At 67.4% G+C, this 19,015-nt stretch carries 16 protein-coding genes and 1 tRNA gene; 9 read left to right on the forward strand and 8 right to left on the reverse strand.

Features of this window, described 5'->3' with window-relative positions:
* Positions 1 to 69 precede the first annotated feature (69 nt).
* From gltB to BYZ73_RS17370, 3 genes are read right to left on the reverse strand one after another with little or no spacing between them, the layout of a single operon-like run.
* Positions 70 to 4,608: a glutamate synthase large subunit gene (gene gltB / locus BYZ73_RS17360; protein WP_108028684.1), complete on the reverse strand. Its 4,539-nt coding sequence runs from the start codon at positions 4,606 to 4,608 to the stop codon at positions 70 to 72.
* Positions 4,605 to 5,069 (reverse strand): GFA family protein, encoded by a 465-nt coding sequence (locus BYZ73_RS17365; protein ID WP_181498095.1) that lies wholly within the window; start codon positions 5,067 to 5,069, stop codon positions 4,605 to 4,607. Before BYZ73_RS17365 ends, gltB begins: the two co-directional genes overlap by 4 nt.
* Positions 5,070 to 5,080: 11 nt before the next feature.
* Positions 5,081 to 6,514, reverse strand: coding sequence for an NAD(P)-dependent oxidoreductase (locus BYZ73_RS17370; RefSeq protein WP_112316935.1), 1,434 nt, complete (start codon positions 6,512 to 6,514; stop codon positions 5,081 to 5,083).
* A gap of 228 nt (positions 6,515 to 6,742) precedes the next feature.
* On the opposite strand from BYZ73_RS17370, the gene BYZ73_RS17375 reads away from it, so the two are divergent.
* On the forward strand, positions 6,743 to 7,546 hold the full coding sequence (locus tag BYZ73_RS17375) for an undecaprenyl-diphosphate phosphatase (protein WP_112316937.1): 804 nt from the start codon (positions 6,743 to 6,745) through the stop codon (positions 7,544 to 7,546).
* Here the strand turns inward: BYZ73_RS17375 and BYZ73_RS17380 are convergent, their stop codons facing one another.
* Positions 7,547 to 8,533, reverse strand: coding sequence for a complex I NDUFA9 subunit family protein (locus BYZ73_RS17380; protein ID WP_112316939.1), 987 nt, complete (start codon positions 8,531 to 8,533; stop codon positions 7,547 to 7,549). It abuts the gene before it with no gap.
* Between the two features lie 140 nt (positions 8,534 to 8,673).
* On the opposite strand from BYZ73_RS17380, the gene BYZ73_RS17385 reads away from it, so the two are divergent.
* The 8 genes from BYZ73_RS17385 (at position 8,674) to BYZ73_RS17420 (ending at position 13,717) form a co-directional block, all read left to right on the forward strand.
* A tRNA-Leu gene (locus BYZ73_RS17385) sits at positions 8,674 to 8,760 on the forward strand.
* Positions 8,761 to 8,803: 43 nt separating this feature from the next.
* On the forward strand, positions 8,804 to 9,415 hold the full coding sequence (locus BYZ73_RS17390) for a ribonuclease D (RefSeq protein ID WP_112316941.1): 612 nt from the start codon (positions 8,804 to 8,806) through the stop codon (positions 9,413 to 9,415).
* A gap of 4 nt (positions 9,416 to 9,419) precedes the next feature.
* Positions 9,420 to 10,376 carry a KpsF/GutQ family sugar-phosphate isomerase gene (locus tag BYZ73_RS17395; protein ID WP_108028690.1) on the forward strand — a complete coding sequence of 319 codons (957 nt, stop codon included), beginning with the start codon at positions 9,420 to 9,422 and terminating at the stop codon, positions 10,374 to 10,376.
* Between the two features lie 3 nt (positions 10,377 to 10,379).
* Positions 10,380 to 10,997 (forward strand): LPS export ABC transporter periplasmic protein LptC, encoded by a 618-nt coding sequence (gene lptC, locus BYZ73_RS17400; protein ID WP_112316943.1) that lies wholly within the window; start codon positions 10,380 to 10,382, stop codon positions 10,995 to 10,997.
* Entirely contained in the window at positions 10,981 to 11,520 is a 540-nt protein-coding gene (locus tag BYZ73_RS17405; protein WP_112316945.1) for an LptA/OstA family protein, read from the forward strand. The genes lptC and BYZ73_RS17405 overlap by 17 nt, the downstream gene beginning before the upstream one ends.
* Positions 11,520 to 12,284 carry an LPS export ABC transporter ATP-binding protein gene (lptB, locus tag BYZ73_RS17410; protein ID WP_112316947.1) on the forward strand — a complete coding sequence of 255 codons (765 nt, stop codon included), beginning with the start codon at positions 11,520 to 11,522 and terminating at the stop codon, positions 12,282 to 12,284. Before BYZ73_RS17405 ends, lptB begins: the two co-directional genes overlap by 1 nt.
* A gap of 350 nt (positions 12,285 to 12,634) precedes the next feature.
* Positions 12,635 to 13,192 (forward strand): ribosome hibernation-promoting factor, HPF/YfiA family, encoded by a 558-nt coding sequence (gene hpf / locus BYZ73_RS17415; protein WP_108028693.1) that lies wholly within the window; start codon positions 12,635 to 12,637, stop codon positions 13,190 to 13,192.
* Positions 13,193 to 13,252: 60 nt separating this feature from the next.
* Positions 13,253 to 13,717 carry a PTS sugar transporter subunit IIA gene (locus BYZ73_RS17420; RefSeq protein WP_108028694.1) on the forward strand — a complete coding sequence of 155 codons (465 nt, stop codon included), beginning with the start codon at positions 13,253 to 13,255 and terminating at the stop codon, positions 13,715 to 13,717.
* Position 13,718: 1 nt separating this feature from the next.
* Here the strand turns inward: BYZ73_RS17420 and BYZ73_RS17425 are convergent, their stop codons facing one another.
* Genes BYZ73_RS17425 through BYZ73_RS17440 form a run of 4 tightly spaced genes read right to left on the reverse strand, consistent with a single transcriptional unit; the run spans position 13,719 to position 18,985 of the window.
* Complete coding sequence (locus BYZ73_RS17425) at positions 13,719 to 15,149, reverse strand: nodulation protein NodH (RefSeq protein ID WP_112316949.1); 1,431 nt, start codon at positions 15,147 to 15,149, stop codon at positions 13,719 to 13,721.
* Entirely contained in the window at positions 15,150 to 16,850 is a 1,701-nt protein-coding gene (locus BYZ73_RS17430) for a DUF5927 domain-containing protein (RefSeq protein ID WP_112316950.1), read from the reverse strand.
* Entirely contained in the window at positions 16,847 to 17,857 is a 1,011-nt protein-coding gene (locus BYZ73_RS17435) for a glycosyltransferase family 2 protein (protein WP_112316952.1), read from the reverse strand. The genes BYZ73_RS17430 and BYZ73_RS17435 overlap by 4 nt, the downstream gene beginning before the upstream one ends.
* Positions 17,858 to 17,914: 57 nt before the next feature.
* Positions 17,915 to 18,985: a glycosyltransferase family 2 protein gene (locus tag BYZ73_RS17440; protein WP_112316954.1), complete on the reverse strand. Its 1,071-nt coding sequence runs from the start codon at positions 18,983 to 18,985 to the stop codon at positions 17,915 to 17,917.
* Between the last annotated feature and the right edge of the window lie 30 nt (positions 18,986 to 19,015).

The raw sequence follows: 19,015 nt of genomic DNA on the forward strand, positions 1-19,015 counted from the left end.
GATCAAAAACGAGTGACCCCCGCGCGCCTTTCGGCGGCGGGGGTCGTCATTTTCAGGCCGAAACAGGCTCTATTCCGCCGGAACCGCGCGTTCTTCGTTGCCCAGCGGATGGGTCAGGTGCGGCAGCATCTCGCGCGGGCAGACCTGAAGGAAGTTGCCCTTTTCCAGTTCCCAATGGGCGAGGATGTCGCGCGCCTTCGGGCTGCCGGTTTCTTCGGCATGGCGGGTGATCAGGCCTTTCAGCTCTGCCTCCCAATGCTGGACCGCCACCTTGCAGGTGATCAGCGTCTCGGGGTTGATCTTCAGCGACGCCTCGCCTTCGGGATCGTAGAGATAGGCCATCCCGCCGGTCATGCCCGCGCCGAAGTTGGCGCCGATCGTGCCGAGGATCACCGCGATCCCGCCGGTCATGTATTCGCAGCCGTTCGAGCCGCAGCCCTCGACCACCACCCTGGCGCCCGAGTTCCGCACGGCGAAGCGTTCGCCCGCCCGGCCCAGCGCGAAGAGATACCCGTCGGTCGCCCCGTACAGCACGGTGTTGCCGATGATCGTGTTCTCGGAGGCCACCAGCGGCGAGCTGAGCGGCGGACGGACCACGATGATCGCGCCCGAGAGACCCTTGCCGACATAGTCGTTGGCATCGCCCGCGACGATGATCTTCAGCCCCGGCGCCCCGAACGCCCCCAGCGACTGCCCGGCACTGCCCGCGAGTTTCACGGTCAGATGGTCGGGCTGCAGCTTGTTGCGCATGCCAAAGCGCTGGACGATGTGGCTGGACACCCGGGTGCCGATGGTCCGGTGGGTGTTCCGCACCGCGTAGCTGACCTGCATCTTCTCGCCATCCTCGAAGAACGGGGCGGCGTCTCGCAGGATCTCGGCGTCAAGCGCATCCGGCACCTCGGTCCGCGACCGGCTGCGGTCGAGGGTCGGGCGGTCGTTGGCATCGACCTGGATCAGCAGCGGGTTCAGGTCGAGGTCGTCGAGATGGGCCGAGCCGCGGCTGATCTGGGTCAGCAGGTCCGACCTGCCGATGATCTCGTCCATGGACCGGGCGCCGATCTGGCTGAGCAGCTCGCGCACTTCCTGGGCATAGAAGGTGATGAGGTTCACCACCTTGTCGGCATTGCCGGTGAACTTGGCACGCAGCTTTTCATCCTGGGTGCAGACGCCCACCGGGCAGGTGTTCGACTGGCACTGGCGGACCATGATGCAGCCCATGGCGATCAGCGCGGCGGTGCCGATGCCATATTCCTCGGCCCCCATCATCGCGGCCATGACGATGTCGCGCCCGGTGCGCAGCCCGCCATCGGTCCGAAGCGTCACCCGCTCGCGCAGGTTGTTCATCGACAGCACCTGATGCGCCTCGGTCAGGCCCATCTCCCAGGGCAGACCGGCATACTTGATCGAGGTCGCGGGCGAGGCCCCGGTGCCGCCGTTATGGCCCGAGATCAGGATCACGTCGGCCTTGGCCTTGGCCACGCCGGCGGCGATGGTGCCGACGCCCGACGAGGCCACCAGCTTGACCGTCACCTTGCAGCGCGGGTTGATCTGCTTGAGGTCGTAGATCAGCTGCGCCAGGTCCTCGATCGAGTAGATGTCGTGATGCGGCGGCGGCGAGATCAGGGTCACGCCCTTGGTCGAGTGCCGCAGGCGCGCGATCAGGTCGGTGACCTTCATCCCCGGAAGCTGGCCGCCCTCGCCGGGCTTGGCGCCCTGGGCCACCTTGATTTCAAGCTCTTCGCAGTGGTTCAGGTATTCGGCGGTGACGCCGAACCGGCCCGAGGCCACCTGCTTGATCTTGGCCGAGGGGTTGTCGCCGTTGGGTTCCGGATAGAAATGCGCCGGGTCCTCGCCGCCCTCGCCCGAGTCGGACTTGGCGCCGATCCGGTTCATCGCGACATTCAGCGTCTTGTGCGCCTCGGGGCTGAGCGCCCCCAGCGACATGCCGGGCGTCACGAAGCGCTTGCGGATCGAGGTGATCGATTCGACCTCGTCCAGCGGCACCGGCTTGCCCAGCGACTTGATGTCCAGAAGGTCGCGCAGGTGGATCGGCGGGTTCGACCGCATCGCGGCAGAATACTGCTTCCACACCTCGAAGGACGCGGTGTTGCAGGCCTGTTGCAGCATGTGCATCGTGGTGGCTTCCCAGGCGTGACGTTCGCCGGTGCGGCGCGCCTTGTAGAAGCCGCCGATCGGCAGCACGTCCTGGCCGCCCATCCAGCCCAGCCGGTGCACCTCTTCCAGCTTGCGCTGGATGCCGGTGACGCCGATGCCCGAGATGCGGCTATGCATGCCGGGGAAGTATTCGGCGCACATCGCGCGCGACAGCCCCACGGCCTCGAAATTGAGCCCGCCGCGATAGGACGAGATCACCGAGATGCCCATCTTGGACATGATCTTCAAAAGGCCCAGGTCGATGGCCTTGCGGTAATGGCCGACGGCCTCGGTCAGGCTGCAATCCAGAAGGCCGCGCTTGATGCGGTCGGCCAGCGTGTCCTCGGCCAGATAGGCGTTCACCGTGGTGGCGCCGCAGCCGATCAGCACCGCGAAGTAATGCGGGTCGACGCATTCGGCCGAGCGCACGTTCAGCGAGCAGAAGGTCCGGAGCCCCTTGCGGGTCAGCCAGCTGTGCACCGCCGAGGTCGCGAGGATCATCGGCATCGCGACCTTGTCCTCGCCCTGATGGTGGTCGGTCAGCACGATATGGCCCGCGCCCGACCGCACCGCGTCCTCGGCCTCGTTGCGGATCCGCTGCAGCCCGAGGCGCAGCGCCTCGGGGCCCGCGCCCGGCGGGAAGGTGCAGTCGATCTCGGCCATCGGCACCGAGAAATGCTTCACCAGCTCGTCGAACTGCGCGTTGCCGAGGAAGGGGCTTTCCAGAATCACGATCCGGGTCTGGCTGCCATCCTCGTCCAGCACGTTGCGCAGGTTGCCGAAGCGGGTCTTGAGGCTCATCACCCGGTATTCGCGCAGACTGTCGATCGGCGGGTTGGTGACCTGGCTGAAGTTCTGCCGGAAGAAATGGCTGAGCGGACGGTACTTGTCGGACAGCACGGCCGAGGGCGTGTCGTCGCCCATCGAGGCCAGCGCCTCCTTGCCGTCCTCGGCCATCGGCATCAGGATCGATTCGATTTCCTCGATGGTATAGCCTGCCGAGATCTGCCGCCGACGCAGGTCCGCCCCGTCGAACAGCGGCTTTTCGGACACCGCGGTCAGCACCTCGTCGATCTCGGTCACCTTGTCGAGCCACTCGCCAAACGGTTGGGTGGCCGCCATCATGTCCTTGATCTCGCTGTCGCGCAGCAGCTTGCCCTCGGTCATGTCGACCGCGATCATCTGCCCCGGGCCAAGCGCGCCCTTCTCGCGGACGCTGGATTCCTCGGTCGGGACCATGCCGCTTTCGGACCCGGCGATCAGCAGCCCGTCGCCGGTGACGACATAGCGCATCGGGCGCAGGCCGTTCCGGTCGAGCCCGGCACAGACCCAGCGGCCGTCGGTCATGGCCAGGGCGGCCGGACCGTCCCAGGGCTCCATCACCGAGTTCACATAGGCATACATGTCGCGCCAGGACTGTTTCAGCTCGACCGCCTGCTGCGACCAGGCCTCGGGCACCAGCATGGTCTTGGCCATCGGCGCGTTGCGACCCGCACGGACCAGCACCTCGAACACCGAATCGAGCGCGGCCGAGTCCGAGGACCCCTGCGCCACGATCGGCTTGATGTCCTCGGCCAGTTCGCCGAAGGCCGACGACGCCATCCGGATCTCGTGGCTTTTCAGCCAGTTGAGGTTGCCCTTGAGGGTGTTGATCTCGCCGTTATGGGCCAGCATGCGGAACGGCTGGGCCAGCCACCATTGCGGGAAGGTGTTGGTCGAATAGCGCTGGTGATAGATCGCGAAGGCCGACTCGAACCGGTCGTCCTTGAGGTCGGGATAGAATTCGGCCACCTGCTCGGCCAGCATCATCCCTTTGTAGATCAGCGACCGGCAGCTCAGCGAACAGATGTAAAGCGAGGGCACCTGGGCGGCGGCGGCGGCCTTCTCGATCCGGCGGCGGATGACGTAAAGCTCGCGCTCGAAGGTTTCCTCGTCCACGTCCTTGGCATTCGAGATCAGGATCTGTTCGATCTCGGGCCGGGTCGCATTGGCCTTCTCGCCCAGAACGTCGGTATTCACCGGCACGTGGCGCCAGCCGTAGATATAGTAGCCCATGCGCAGGACTTCGGTCTCGACGATGGTCCGGCAGACCTCCTGCGCGCTGAAATCGGTGCGCGGCAGGAAGACCTGGCCCACCGCGATCAGCCGGTCGGCATGGGGCTCGTGGCCGGTGCGGCGGATCTGGTCGTAGAAGAACGGTACCGGGATCTGCACATGGATGCCCGCGCCGTCGCCGGTCTTGCCGTCGGCATCGACCGCGCCGCGGTGCCAGACCGCCTTCAGCGCGTCGATCCCGTTCTCGACCACCTTGCGCGAGGGCTTGCCGTCGATGGCGACGACCAGACCCACGCCACAGGACGAATGTTCGTCTTCGGGGCTGTAAAGACCGTTCTCGGCCACGAAAGCCCGCTTGGCTTCTTCCCGGGCAACCCAGGCGGCATCGTATTTGGTCATTGCTGTTCTCCTTCGGAGCCCGTCGAGCCCATGCTCATTCCGTCTGCGGCGGCGGCCATCATCTGGGCCTCGGTCAACCGCACGTGATCGCCGGCGAAGGCATAGCCGCCGGGTTTGCTGTCGATATAGACCTCCGAGCTCAGCGGCAGGTCGCGGGTGCCCTCGAAGAGCCCCGCCGAGACGAAGCAATGCCCCTTATGCGCGCCTTCGGCGGTGAAGGCGTACCAGAGCGACGAGCCGCATTCCGGACAGAAGGCGCGCTCGGCCCATTGCGACGAGGCATAGGTCTTGACCGGGCCCTCGGCCCGGATCGGCTGCGTGGTATGGACCGCCATCAGCGGGCCCGAGGTCCATTTGCGGCACATCGCGCAATGGCAGGCGCCAAGCACCTGCTGCGCCGGCTCGATCTCGACCGTGACGGCGCCGCAGAGACATTGCCCCTTCAGGGTGGTGTCGGACATCGCCTGGCCTCCTATTCCGCCGCGACCTGGGCGGGCTGCGCCAGGAAGTCGAGGATGCTGTCGGCCGCCTCGCGCCCGTCGCGGATCGCCCAGACGACAAGGCTTGCGCCGCGCACGATGTCGCCGACCGCGAAGACGCCCGGCAGCGAGGTCTCGTGGCTGCGGAAATCGGCCTTCACGGTGCCCCAGCGGGTCACTTCCAGCGCGTCCTCGCCCCACATCGCGGGCAGGTCCTCGGGCTCGAAGCCCAGCGCCTTGATCACCAGATCGGCGGGCTCGGCATAATCGGCGCCCTCGATCACCTCGGGCGATTGCCGCCCCGTGGCATCCGGCGGGCCAAGCCGCATCTTCTGCACCATGACCGAGCTGACCGGATCTCCGGCAAAGCCCTTCGGCGCCGAGAGCCAGACGAAGTCCACGCCCTCTTCCTCGGCATTCTGCACCTCGCGCTGCGAGCCCGGCATGTTGGCCCGGTCGCGGCGGTAAAGGCATTTCACGCTGACCGCACCCTGGCGGATCGCGGTGCGCACGCAGTCCATGGCGGTATCGCCGCCGCCGACCACGACCACCCGCTTGCCCTCGGCATTGAGCTCGCCCGACAGGTATTCCGGCACCTCGTCGCCGAAGCTGACCCGGTTCGAGGCGGTCAGGTAGTCCAGCGCGGCGACAATGCCCTGCGCGCCCGCACCCGGGCCGGTCAGGTCGCGCCCCTTGTAGACGCCGGTCGCGATAAGGACCGCGTCATGCTTGCCGCGGATCGCGTCGAAGCTGATATCGGTGCCGACATCGCAGTTCAGCACGAATTCGACGCCGCCCTGTTCGAGCTGCGCCACCCGGCGCATGACGATGTCCTTTTCCAGCTTGAAGCCGGGAATGCCGTAGGTCAGCAGCCCGCCCGCCCGGTCGTGCCGGTCATAGACGGTCACCTGCAGCCCCGCGCGCCGCAGCCGGTCGGCCGCCGCCAGTCCGCCCGGACCCGCGCCGATGATGCCCACGCTTTCGCTGCGCTCCTGGGTCGGCGCGATCGGCGGCACCCAGCCTTCGTCCCAGGCGGTGTCGGTGATGTATTTCTCGACCGCGCCGATGGTCACGGTGCCATGGCCCGACTGCTCGATCACGCAATTGCCTTCGCACAACCGGTCCTGCGGACAGATCCGGCCGCAGATCTCGGGGAAGGTGTTGGTGGCCTGGCTCATGGCGTAGGCCTCTTCCAGACGGCCCTCGGCGGTCAGCCGCAGCCAGTCGGGGATGTTGTTGTGCAGCGGGCAGTGCGTCTGGCAGAACGGCACGCCGCACTGGCTGCAGCGCGAGGCCTGCTCGGCAGCCTTTTCCGCGGCGAACTCGGCATAGATTTCGTCGAAATCCTTCGCGCGGTCACCGGCCTCTCGTTTCTCCGGCGTCTCTTTCGCCACGCGGACGAACTGAAGCATCTTTTGCTGCGCCATTGCCTTTCCTTCCAGGATGGGTCGGGACCTTCGGAAAGCTTCTATACGGAGGAAGCCAGATCATTAAAAGTCAGCAATACTGTCCTACTTGACGGAAAATTCGCCCTCGGCACCCTTCGAGCCGCGACAAACTGCATTTTTAGGTCAGCATGTATTCCCTGTGGTGGAGTCTTCCCTTTCCGAATCACGCCCCTATGCTGGCGCCATCCTGAACCTCCGGGCCATCCCATGACGCTTTTCCACCTGTTTCTGATCGCGGTGATCCAGGGCATCACCGAGTTTCTTCCGATTTCCTCTTCGGGCCACCTGATTCTGCTGCCGGGCCTGACCGGCATGGCCGATCAGGGCCATATCATCGACGTCGCGGTGCATGTGGGCACGCTGGCGGCGGTCGTTCTATACTTCTGGAAGGACTCGATGCTGGCGCTGGGCGGCCTGACCCGGGTCGCGCGCGGCAAGATCGACACGCCCGGCGCCTTTCTTGCGCTCTGTCTGATCGTGGCGACCATTCCGGTCATGGCGGTCGGGCTGGTGCTGGAACTGACCGGGCTCGAGGACATGATGCGCAGCATCGCGGTGATCGGCTGGACCATGCTGATCTTCGGCATCGTTCTGTGGGTCGCCGACACCCGCTTTCCAGAAACCCGCAAGGCCAATACCTGGACGCTGAAACACGCCATCATCATGGGCCTGTGGCAGGTGGTCGCACTGATCCCCGGCACCTCGCGGTCGGGCATCACCATCACCGGCGCGCGGATGCTGGGCTATGACCGGGTCGGCGCCGCGCGGTTGTCGATGCTGATGTCGATCCCGACGATCCTCGCCTCGGCGGTGCTGGTCGGCGGCAAGGCCGCAGCCGAGGCCGACATGGCGGTGCTGCGCGACGGCGCCATCGCCGCCGGCTTCACCTTCGTCTCGGCGCTGATCGCGCTGGCGGTGATGATGCGGCTTGCCCGGTCGATCAGCTTCACGCCCTATGTGGTCTACCGGGTGATCCTCGGCCTCGTGCTGCTCTGGATCGCCTATACCTGATCAGGGACGCAGCCGCTTGGCCGCCTCGCGGATTTCGTAGAACTGACCCGCGGGGCGGTAGCGCCACAGATATTCCGGTAGCACCGCCTCCATGGCGGTGGGCTGGATGCCCAGTTCGGCCAGCCCCGGCATGCCCTCGCCCACGACATTGTCGCGCCCGAGATTGCGCACCTGGTCGCGTGTCACGACCTTGTTGTCGATCAGCCCCAGCGACAGCGACTGCACCAGATCGAAGACCGTGCCCATCGCGGCGCCCAAGGCCAGCGGCAGGGGCAGCACGATCCGGTTCGGGCGGCCGATCACCTCGAGCATTTCTTCCATCAGCTCGCCGAAGCTCCGCACCTCGGGGCCGCCCAGTTCGTAGATGCCCGGCGCGGCTTCGCCCATAGCGGCCTTGGCCGCGGCGGCGGCCACGTCGTCGACATAGACCGGCTGGAACCGGGTGAAATAGCCGACCACCGGCAGAACCGGAGAGAACCGCGCCATCTGCGCGAAGCGGTTGAAGAACTGATCCTCGGGACCGAACACCAGCGAGGGCCGCAGGATCACCGCATCGGGGAAGCTCTCGCGCACCGCAGCCTCGCCCCGGCCCTTGGTTTCGGAATAGGCGCTGTCCGAGTCGATGTCGGCGCCGATGGCCGAGATCTGCACCAGCCGCGCCACTCCGGCCGCGCGCGCCTCTTCGGCGATGTGAAGCGCGCCGTAATGCTGCACCAGCCCGAAGGTGTTGCGCCCCGATTCGGCGAGGATGCCGACGCAGTTCACCGCAGCCTCGGCCCCTTGCAGCGCCAGCCGGACCGACTCGCGGTCGCGGACATTGCACAGCACCGGCTCGACCTGCCCCACCGCGCCATAGGTGCGCACGAACAGCGCCTCGTTCGGGCGCCGCACCGCCACACGTACCCGCCAGCCGGCGCGCGCCATGCGCCGCGCAACGTAGCGGCCGACAAATCCCGACCCGCCGAAGATGGTGACCAGCTTGGACATGGAGAGACGCCTCCTTGGCATATGATGGTATGCAACCGAATATAGGGGCCGGGCGCCCCAAGCAAGAGATCGTATCGCGAGGCAAAAATCGCCGTTGACACCGTCTGCGACCCCCTATAGATCACCGCCTCACGACACCTGCCCAGGTGGCGGAATTGGTAGACGCGCTAGCTTCAGGTGCTAGTGTTCGCAAGGACGTGGAGGTTCGAGTCCTCTCCTGGGCACCAACCCCAAAAGCCGGGGAATCATCCCCTAAAGTCAGGGGAAGACGTGGCGAATTACCTACATTCCAAAGACTTGCCCGATGGTCTCGATCTCGGGCCCGTGGTGGCCATCGACTGCGAGACGATGGGGCTGAACCCGCATCGCGACCGGCTGTGCCTGGTGCAGATGTCGTCGGGCGACGGCGACGCGCATATGGTGCAGATCGCGCAAGGCCAGACCGAGGCGCCGAACCTGAACCGGATGCTGGCCGACCCGAAAACGCTGAAACTTTTCCATTTCGGCCGATTCGATATCGCGATCCTGCTGCACAGCTTCGGCGTGACCACCGCGCCGGTCTACTGCACCAAGATCGCCTCGAAGCTGGTGCGCACCTATACCGACCGGCATGGGCTGAAATACCTGCTGCAGGAATTGCTGGAGATCGACATCTCGAAACAGCAGCAAAGCTCGGACTGGGGCGCGCCCTCGCTGAGCCCGGCGCAGCTCGACTATGCCGCTTCGGACGTGCTGTATCTGCACCGGCTGAAAGAGACCCTGGACCGGATGCTGGCCCGCGAGGGCCGGACCGAGATGGCCCAGGCCTGCTTCGATTTCCTGCCGACCCGGGCCCGGCTCGATCTTTCCGGTTGGCCCGAGACCGACATCTTCGCACACTGAGACCATGACGCCCGAAACCTGCCTGTCCATCGGCCGCCGCGTTCTGCGGATCGAGGCCGACGCCGTCCATCGCCTGGCCGAGAGCCTCGACCAGGACTTCACCCGCGCGGTCGAGACCATCCTTGGCGCGACCGGCCGGGTCATCGTCTCGGGCATGGGCAAGTCGGGCCATGTGGCACGCAAGATCGCGGCGACCTTCGCCTCGACCGGCACGCCCGCGCATTTCGTCCACCCCGCCGAGGCCAGCCATGGCGATCTGGGGATGGTGGCGCGGGGCGATGTCTGCCTCGTGCTGTCGAATTCCGGCGAGACGCCCGAACTGGCTGATATCGTCGCCTATACCCGCCGCTATGGAATCCCGCTGATCGGCGTCGCGGGCAAGCCCGGCAGCACGCTTTTGCGCCAGGCCGACGTGGCGCTGGTGCTGCCGCCCGCGGACGAGGCCTGCCCGATGGGACTGGCGCCCACCACCTCGACCACGATGACGCTGGCGCTGGGCGACGCGCTGGCCGTGGCGCTGATGGAGCACCGCCAGTTCACGCCCGAACATTTCCGCCAGTTCCATCCCGGCGGCAAGCTGGGGGCGCGGCTCTCGACCGTCGCGGACCTGATGCATTCGGGCGAGGACATCCCGCTGGTACCGACGGGCACCGCGATGCCCGAGGCGCTGATCGTGATGAGCCGCAAGAGCTTTGGCGTCGTTGGCGTGACCGGTCCCGACGGGCGGCTGGCCGGGATCGTGACCGATGGCGACCTGCGCCGCCATATGGACGGCCTGCTGGAGCGCAGCGTCGAGGAGGTGATGACCGCGAACCCGCTGACCATCGCCCCCGACGTTCTGGCCGAAAAGGCGGTCGCGGTGATGAACGACCGCAAGATCACCTGCCTTTTCGCGGTCGAGGACGGCCGCCCCGTCGGCATCCTGCATATCCACGACTGCCTGCGCGCCGGGGTCGCATGACATATGCGGTCCTATGACAACGCCTATTCCCGGTTCATCGCAGCGGCCAAGATCGTGTTTCCGCTGGCCGCGCTGGGGCTGTTGTCGACCCTGTTCATGATTTCGCGCGACCATGGCAGCGCCGGCAACGGCGACGGCCTGCCCTATGCCAAGGTCGAGATCGACGACCTGCTGCGCCAGCAGCGGCTGGGCGCGCCCAACTATGCCGGCGTGACCCGCGACGGCACCGCGATCTCGATGCGGGCCGACTCGGCCCGGTCCGATCCCGACCGGCCCGGCCGCGGCGAGGCGCAGGCGATGCAGGCGCGGCTGACCCTGCCCGATGGCAGCTCGGCCGAGATCCAAGCCAATACCGGGTCGATCGACACCTCGGACCGGGTGGCGGTGCTGGAGGGCGACGCGAAGATCTCTACCTCGACCGGCTACACCATCGAGACCGACCGCCTGCGGTCGGCCTTTGCGGACACCAATGTCGAGGCGGACGGCCCGGTCACCGCCAACGGACCGCCCGGCCGGATCGAGGCAGGCAGCATGACGCTCAGCGCCGACCCCTCGGACAAGGGCAGGTATCTTCTGGTTTTCAAGGACGGCGTGAGGCTGATATATGAGCCCGAGCAATAGGGGAAAGGGTCCGGTCGTGTCGATACGCGGTCGTCTGTTGGCGTTTGCGCTGGTTCTGGCGGTTCCGGCCGCCGCCTGGGCGCAGGGCGCCCAGATCGCCTTCGGGTCGCTCGATCACGATGCGTCGCTGCCCGTCGAGGTCACGGCCGAAAGCCTCAGCGTCGATCAGGGCGACGGCACCGCCGTCTTCAGCGGCGATGTCGTCGTCGGGCAGGGCACGCTGCGCCTGTCGGCCGCGCGGGTGCTGGTGGTCTATGGCTCGGGCGGCGCCAGCAGCGGCAAGATCTCGCGGCTCGAAGCCTCGGGCTCGGTGGTGCTGGTGCTGGGCGAGGACGCGGCCCAGGCGCAGGGGGCCGTCTACAGCATCGACACCGCCACCATCGTCATGACCGGCGACGTGCTGCTGACCCAGGGCGACAATGCCGTCGAGGGACAGCGGCTGACGGTCGATCTGAACCGCGGCACCGGCGCGATGGAGGGTCGCGTGCGGACCGTGCTGACCCCGGCCTCGGACAAGCCGTGATGGCGGACGGTGCCGCAGCCTTTGGTTTCGCAGAGCCCGGCGGCGGGCTGCGGGTCGTCGACCTGCGCAAGAGCTATCGCCGCCGCCCGGTGATCCGCGATGTCAGCCTCAGCCTCGACCGGGGTGAGGTGGTCGCGCTGCTCGGCCCGAACGGGTCGGGCAAGACCACCTGCTTTTATGCCGTCGCCGGTCTGCTGACCCCCGAGGGCGGCAAGGTTCTGCTCGACGGCCGCGACGTGACCACGCTGCCGATGTATCGCCGCGCGCGGCTGGGCATCGGCTATCTGCCGCAGGAAGTCTCGATCTTCCGCGGGCTCGATGTCGAGGACAACATCAAGGCAGTGCTCGAAATCGTCGAGCCCGACCGCCACAAGCGCCGCGAGCGGCTCGAAGAACTGCTGTCGGAATTCTCCATCGAACATCTGCGCCGCGCGCCTGCCCTGTCGCTGTCGGGCGGCGAACGGCGCCGGGTCGAGATCGCGCGCTGCCTCGCGGCCAATCCCCGGTATCTCTTGCTCGACGAACCCTTCGCCGGCGTCGATCCCATTGCCGTGGGCGAGATTCGGAGCCTTGTCGCCGACCTCAAGACCCGGGGAATCGGGGTGCTCATCACCGATCACAATGTCCGCGAAACGCTCGAGATCGTTGATCGCGCCTATATCCTGCATGACGGCAAGGTGCTGATGAGCGGCACGACCCAGGAGGTGATCCGCGACGAGAACGTGCGCCGGGTCTACCTTGGCCAGAGCTTCCGGATCACCTGAGGCCCGGGCATGCAGGCCGTCTTCTTCCCGTCTTTTCCGCGACCTTGGCCGGGTTTTGCCGAACCGACCGGCAAGACCGCAACCGAATCGCTGCCACGGCCGCCCGTCGCGCCGGAATTCGGGCCGGTCGCGCGGATCGGTGGCGCTGCGGCGCAGCACGGCGAGGGCGTTGACATGGCGGGGGGACCTGTCGCCAAATACGCGCGATGCCTGCCCCGTCCGCCATCCATCCGACGCCCGCGCCAAAAGGGCCGCAGACAGGGATACGCTTCCTTGTTGCCGTTGACCCCGCCGCGCCCCGGCCTTAACGGAGTGCAACCCTGCGCCTGCAGGCAATCTCAGGAGGAACAATGCTGTACCAGATCAGCGGCAAACAGATCGACATCGGCGAGGCTCTGCAGACCCATGTCAAGGACGAGCTGAGCGCTGCCGTCTCGAAGTATGCCGACCGGCCGACCGATGCCAACGTGGTGTTCTCGCGGAACGCGCATCAATATGTCTGCGAGGCGACGGTGCACCTGTCGACCGGCCTGACCGCTCAGGCGAGCGCCCATGCCACCGAGATCTACGCCGCCTTCGACAGCTGCTGCGACAAGATGGAAAAACAGCTGCGCCGCCACAAGCGCCGGCTGAAGGACCATCACCGCGATCGTTCGGAACCTGTGGAACTTTCCGGCGGTTCGGCGTATATCCTCGCAGCGACGGACGAGAATGACGAGTCCGACGACCTGCAGCCGATGATCATCGCCGAGATGGAAACCCAGATTCCGTCGATCTCGGTCGGCGAGGCGGTGATGCAGATGGAGCTGAAGGGCGCGGCCCTCCTGGTGTTCCGGAACGAGAAGACCGGCAACATCAACGTCGTGTACGCCCGCGAAGACGGGAACGTGGGCTGGATCGAACCCTGACCCGCAGCTGACACTGCCGCGTCCGTTCACCGGGCGCGGCGCGTCCGAAGCGAGAGGCCTATGCAGCTATCCACGCTCATCACGCCGGAAGCCGTTCGCGTCTTCGGCACCATGTCCAGCAAGAAACGCCTGTTCCAGGAGCTTGGCGAGGTCGCCCACGCCGCCTATGCGCTGCCCTCGGGCAACGCCGTCGACGCCCTGCAGGAACGCGAAAGCCTCGGACCGACCGGGGTGGGACAGGGCGTGGCCCTGCCCCATGCCCGGCTGTCCGGCATCGACCGGGTCCGGGGCGCCTTCATCCGGCTGGAAAAGGCGATCGATTTCGGGGCGGTCGACCGCCAGCCGGTCGATCTGATCTTCGCCCTGTTCGCACCGCTCGATTCCGGCGTCGATCACCTGAAGGCGCTGGCGCTGGTTTCGCGCACCCTGCGCGACGGCACCGTCTGCGCCAAGCTGCGCGCCAATACCGACCCGGCCACGCTGCATGCGGTGCTGACCGAGGCGGCGGCGTCGCAGGCGGCCTGACCTAGCCGCGCCAGCCCCCGTAGCCGAACCTCAGGAAATCGCGGCGGTAGGCTTCGGCCGCCGCCGCGTCCAGGTCCGCGTCATGGATCGCGGCCAGCGGAACCGGCCCGACCGGCGCCGGATCGGGCAGTGCCGGGGCCGCACGCCCGAGACTTGCGGCAAGCTCGGCCAGATCGCGGCCCAGCGTCTCGGCGCGGACGATCCGGTCGGGCAGCAGCGATTGCGCCATGCCCTCCAGCAGGACCGATTGCGACGCCCAGGACGGATCGACGCGCAGCGCGCTCTGGCCGCCCAGCTGGCCCTTGAGGAAGGTCAGAAACCCCAGAAACGCCGCCCGGTGCGCGGCCGCATCATAGCCCGGCCCGGGTCCGTCCTCGGGCAGCGGCACCCCGTAAAGCTCGCGCAGCGCCCGGCGCAGCCGGGGAAAGCTGTCCGGACCGACCGGCAGGACATGGCGACAGAAGGCGCGATGCGCCCGCTCCAGCGGATGGCTGATGACGGTAAAGCTGCGATGGCCCGGATGGCGCCGCAGCCAGTCGTCCAGCGTCTTGCGGGTAAAGCCCCGCCGCAGCGCCTCGGGGCCAAGCCCGTCCAGCGCGGCCAGCCAGGCCTCGACCTCCGCCACCGGGCCGCCGGGGACCGGAAGGAACAGAAGCGGGCTTCGGGGCGCAGCCACATGGCGCCGCAGGGCAGGTCCGCGCCGCGGCTCGAAGAGATTTTCATTGAACAGCGCGCAAGGGTCGAGATCGGCCAGCGCGCGCGTCATCTCGTCGAAATTCTGTACCCGCGCCGAAAGCGGCCCGGGGTTCTGCTTTTTCAGCCGGGTCGGCGCGGCGTCCAGCCGGGCATCCGTGCCAAGGAAGGCCAGCAGGCCGTTCAGCACCTCGACATCGGCGATCTGGTCATAGCCGATCCGGAACGGGGTCTGGCCCGCAACCTGAAGCCTGCGCGTCAGCTGCGCCCGGAAGGCGCCCAGCCGGTCCAACCGGTCGGCGAAGTCCGCAGGGTCGAACCGCACCTGCGCCCGGCGCGCCTTGAGCAGATCGGTCAGCCGCCACTGGCCGGTCCGGTCCGCGATCAGTCGCGACACATGGCTTTCGACCGGATTGCGGACCAACAGGATCTTGGCGCAGCGCCGGTCGGCCAGAACCGGCGCCAGCACCCGGGCATCGTGATCGTGAAAGAAGCGAAACCCCCAAAGCCCGCCTTGGGCCGCGGCACGCATTGCCGCCAGAAGCCGCCCCGGATCGCGCTCGCGCTCGGCCAGCGTCACGCCCAGATGTTCGGTCCGGTCCTTGTGGCCGATGAAATGCGGGTTAAACGCCTCGCCATGACAGCAGAGCCCCGGCACGCCGTTCAGCGCGTCTTCGAGGTAGTTGGACCCGGTCCGCATCTCGGCGAACAGCACGAAGCTGTCGAAGGGGCGGTCCATCTACATCACCAGATAGGGGCGGCGCAAAGGCGGCGGCCGAAGGCGGCTTTCGTCGACCGGGAAGTCGCCCACCAGATGGGGCAGCATGCCCTCGTTTTTCAACCGTTGCAGGAAGGCGCCAAAGCCGGGCAGCGGCACCAGCCGGGGGGCCGCCGCCAACGGCAGCCGCGAACGGGCTTCGGGCGCGATGTCCTCGACCAGGCCCAGCAGCACCTCCATCGGGGTGCGCACCGCATCCGCCATCGACCAGATTCGCACCCGCGCCCGCACCTGGGGCGCGCGGAGGATATCGAGAAAGGCGGCCTCGATCCTCTGCAGCTCGGCTGCTCGCTTGCGCAGCACGGCAAAATCCTGCCCCGACCGAAAAAGCGGCACCGCCCAGGCCCCGGTCGCCACCGCGATATGGGCATTGCGGTCGATGGCCAGCGGCCAGGAGATCTCTTGCCGGTCGGCCGGTCCGAACATGAAGCACTGGCGTTCGCCGCGCCCGGCCCAGATCAGGTTGCGCAGAAAGCCGCCCGGATCGTAGTCGCGCAGCGCCGCCGCGTCCGAAATCCCGCCCGAAAAAGACGCCCCGCCGCCAGCGAATTCGGCCCGGTCCGGCGCGAACAGGTGCCCATGCACACGGGCCCCGACATGCCGTTCGAACCAGGGTGCGAAATCCTCGAAAAGCGCGTCAAAGCCTTGCAGGACGGAAAACGGCGCGCAGGTCGTGGCATGGGCCCAGTCGGGACTGGGCAGGCGGCTTTGCATGACCAGCCCGGGCCGCCCCCGCACGCGCCGGTCGTCCGCCGCCGTCAGCAGCCGGTCGAGCCGCGCCGGATCGGGCTCGGCCGCCCCGCGCGATGGCAGACCCGGATCGAGGAAGGTATCGTATAGCCAGTCCGCCCCGGGCCAGATCTTGCGGGCGACAAAACAGTCCGACCGGCGCAGAAGCTGCAGGTGATCGTCGTAGAAGACGAAGGGCCGTCCCTGCCGGTTGAACCGCGTCAACGTCAGCGACCGGCTTTCGACCCGGCGGCCGTGGCGGCGCACCAGCGTCTGGAAATAGCTTTCGTCCGGGATCCAGACTCGCCGGAAATAGCGTTCGATCCGGCGCCGGTCCGGGTCGGTCAGGATCGCGCTCAACGTGCGCCGGGTCAGGCACCACCATTGCGAGCCCAGATGCGGCTCGAGCCCGGCGGGAGGGCACCGCCGTATCCCAAGCCGCCGTTGCAGCGTGACAAGCTGGTCGAACAACCGGCGCTGCCGTTTCCAGGCGAATGGAAAGCTTAACGAAAAGCGTTCGCGGCTGAGCCCGCCCACCGTCCAGGGAACCTCGTCGGTGGTGACGGATTCGATGAAATCGGTCTCGGGCCGGGCGGCGAGATAGGCGGTCAGGTCGGCCGCGGGCCGAAGCGGCAGGCAGGCGCCCGATGCCAGATAGACATGGCCGATCGCCGGAAACTCGGCCAAGGCCAGCTCGACCGCCGCCAGCGTGGCCCGCACGATGGACCAGGTGCCCCATTCGCAGGGATGGCGGGCGCAGAACCGCACATCGGCAAGCCCGGCCAGCGCCTGCTGCATGGCCATGACCTCGGCCTCGGGCACCCGGCTGTCGACATGGATCACCACCGGACACCCGGCCTCGGCCCAGTGCCGCGCCACGGCGGCGGCCCGGTCGAGCGCGGTGTGCACGATCATGACAAAGCCGACGCTCATGCCCAGTTGCCCTGCGAAATCAGGCCCAGCAGATCGAGCTGGCGCCAGCCTGCGTATGTCTCGGACCCCTCGCACCAAAGCTCTGCCCCGCGATCCAGACCGCTGCGGTAGGCGCGGTATTCGCGGCCGTCGGCATAATGCTCTCGCCGCTCGGCCTCTTCGGCGGCCCTGGCGGCGAAGCAATCCAGGAACTTTGCATGCAGCAGCGCCCCGCAGGTCTTTTCGCCGCCGGTCTCGTCATAGACGAGGTTCAGCCCGCGCGGCAGCAGCCGGTGGGTCGAGCTGGTATAGACATAGGGGCGGCGCCAGCGCACCAGCGGGATCTTGTTCAGCGCGGGCGCCTGTTCGGGCGCCTCGGCGAACCAGGCGCGGGCGCGCGGGCCGCCCTGGATCCACAGATTGCGGTAAGCAGGGTCCTTCCGGAACCTGTAGCTGCCGCTGTCGAACCAGCAGGCAATCTCGAACGGGTCCTGCCCGGCGCGATAGCGCGCGGCGCCGATCGGCCCCTTCGGATAGGTGTCGATCAGCATCGCCCCGAAGGACCGGGTTCCAGCGCTGTCGAGCCAGTCGGTCAGCGCCCGCAGCGGCCGGGTATCGCAATGGGGATAGACCAGAAACTCGTCCACATCGACGGTCAGCGCCCAATGACCGTGCCCGTAGCGGCTCAGCAGCCCGTTCAACCAGTCGATGCCGAAATGCGCCTGCCGGTAGCTTGCCCCAGTGGTCCAGAGCGACACATCCGGCTGGTCCCGCAGAAACGCCTGCGACCCGTCCCGGGACCCGTTATCGACGATCAGGAAGTGGTCGATGCCAAGCCGACGGTAATAGGTCAGGAAATAGGGAAGCCGCACCGCCTCGTTGCGCAGGCAGACAAAGGCCAGAAGCGCGCCCGGCCGGATCTGCGCCGTCCGGTCCGCGACAGGCCGCAACTGGCGCCGCGCGCGCCGTGCCCGCAGCTTCCAAAGCTCGCGTTCGAGCCTGAGCCGATATGTGGAGATGGCACCCAAGTGGCCTCCTGCCGGTCCCCGTCGGATCGGGACTAAAGGAAACCGCCTAAACCTCTCTTAAAACGCGCCCATCGGCGCCCAGGCCCCGCCCGAGATCAGCCCCAGCGCCTGCAGCTGGCGCCAGTCGCGGAACCGGACCGACCGGGCATCGGCCAGGACCGGGTCGGCAAGAATCGCGTCGTAATAGACGCCATAGCGGCCCGGGTGGGTGAAATGCTGACAACGGACCTTGTCCTCGGCCGATTTCGCCAGCGCGAGGTCCAGGAACTTGCTGTGCAAAAGCGCGCCGGTGGGCGCGTCCCGCCGCGCATCGAAACCCGCGTTCAGGCGGCGCGGCAGGGCGATATGGGTCGAGCTGACATAGACATGGCCGCGCCTCCAGCGAATCAGCGGCGTCTTGTGCAGATGCGGCGCGCGGTCAGGCGCGTCGGCGAAAAAGGCCCGCCGCCGCACGCCGCCGCGGATCGAGATCCCGGCATACCGGCGCTGGCGGTCCCAGAGATAGCCCTCGGCATCGAAAAGCGGCAGCGCCTCCAGCGGATCGGCGCCGGGCGCGCAACGCGCCGAGGACAGCGGGCCTTCGGCATAAAGCTCCAGCATCAACGCGGCCAGCATCGGGATGCGGCGGGCGTCGAGCCAGGCGGTCAGCGCGGGCAGGCCGAGGCTGTCATGGCGCGGAAAGACCAGCAATTCGTCGGCATCTAGCGTCAGGCACCAGTGCCCCGCCCCGTGGCGGGTCAACAGCCAGGTCAGCCAATCCATGCCGAAGCGCGCCGCGCGATAGGACGCCTCGCTGCGCCAGACCGACACGTCGGGGGCGTCGGCCAGAAGCCGCGGCGTGGCGTCGGTGCTGGCATTGTCGACGATCAGAAACTGGCTGACGCCAAGCCGCCGGTGATGGTCGAGGAAGTGGGGCAGACGCTCGGCCTCGTTCCGGAGGCAGGCGAAGGCGAGGATCGCCCCGGGGCGAATAGCGGCGGTGCGGTCCGCGACCGGCTGCAACTCGCCTCGCTTGCGCAGCGCCCGGACCAGAAGCCGTGCCCGGCGCCAGTGCAGCCGGAGGGCCCACCAGGGCCCGTCCGGGTCGGAAAAGAGCCTCAGCGCCTGTACCCGTCGGACTGGAACCATTTCCAGGCGTCCTGGATCATGGTGGGGAGG

Source organism: Rhodovulum viride (genome assembly GCF_003265965.1).
In the GTDB taxonomy this organism is placed as follows: Bacteria; Pseudomonadota; Alphaproteobacteria; order Rhodobacterales; family Rhodobacteraceae; genus Rhodovulum; species Rhodovulum kholense.

Excerpts from the sequence above, each read along its gene's own strand:
- BYZ73_RS17405 (WP_112316945.1), top strand. The coding sequence starts at position 10,981 with ATGAGCCCGAGCAATAGGGGAAAGGGTCCGGTCGTGTCGATACGCGGT.
- BYZ73_RS17420 (WP_108028694.1), top strand. The coding sequence starts at position 13,253 with ATGCAGCTATCCACGCTCATCACGCCGGAAGCCGTTCGCGTCTTCGGC.
- lptB (WP_112316947.1), top strand. The coding sequence starts at position 11,520 with ATGGCGGACGGTGCCGCAGCCTTTGGTTTCGCAGAGCCCGGCGGCGGG.
- BYZ73_RS17430 (WP_112316950.1), bottom strand. The coding sequence starts at position 16,850 with ATGAGCGTCGGCTTTGTCATGATCGTGCACACCGCGCTCGACCGGGCC.
- BYZ73_RS17395 (WP_108028690.1), top strand. The coding sequence starts at position 9,420 with ATGACGCCCGAAACCTGCCTGTCCATCGGCCGCCGCGTTCTGCGGATC.
- BYZ73_RS17375 (WP_112316937.1), top strand. The coding sequence starts at position 6,743 with ATGACGCTTTTCCACCTGTTTCTGATCGCGGTGATCCAGGGCATCACC.
- gltB (WP_108028684.1), bottom strand. The coding sequence starts at position 4,608 with ATGACCAAATACGATGCCGCCTGGGTTGCCCGGGAAGAAGCCAAGCGG.
- BYZ73_RS17425 (WP_112316949.1), bottom strand. The coding sequence starts at position 15,149 with ATGGACCGCCCCTTCGACAGCTTCGTGCTGTTCGCCGAGATGCGGACC.
- BYZ73_RS17365 (WP_181498095.1), bottom strand. The coding sequence starts at position 5,069 with ATGTCCGACACCACCCTGAAGGGGCAATGTCTCTGCGGCGCCGTCACG.
- hpf (WP_108028693.1), top strand. The coding sequence starts at position 12,635 with ATGCTGTACCAGATCAGCGGCAAACAGATCGACATCGGCGAGGCTCTG.
- BYZ73_RS17370 (WP_112316935.1), bottom strand. The coding sequence starts at position 6,514 with ATGGCGCAGCAAAAGATGCTTCAGTTCGTCCGCGTGGCGAAAGAGACG.
- BYZ73_RS17380 (WP_112316939.1), bottom strand. The coding sequence starts at position 8,533 with ATGTCCAAGCTGGTCACCATCTTCGGCGGGTCGGGATTTGTCGGCCGC.
- BYZ73_RS17440 (WP_112316954.1), bottom strand. The coding sequence starts at position 18,985 with ATGGTTCCAGTCCGACGGGTACAGGCGCTGAGGCTCTTTTCCGACCCG.
- lptC (WP_112316943.1), top strand. The coding sequence starts at position 10,380 with ATGCGGTCCTATGACAACGCCTATTCCCGGTTCATCGCAGCGGCCAAG.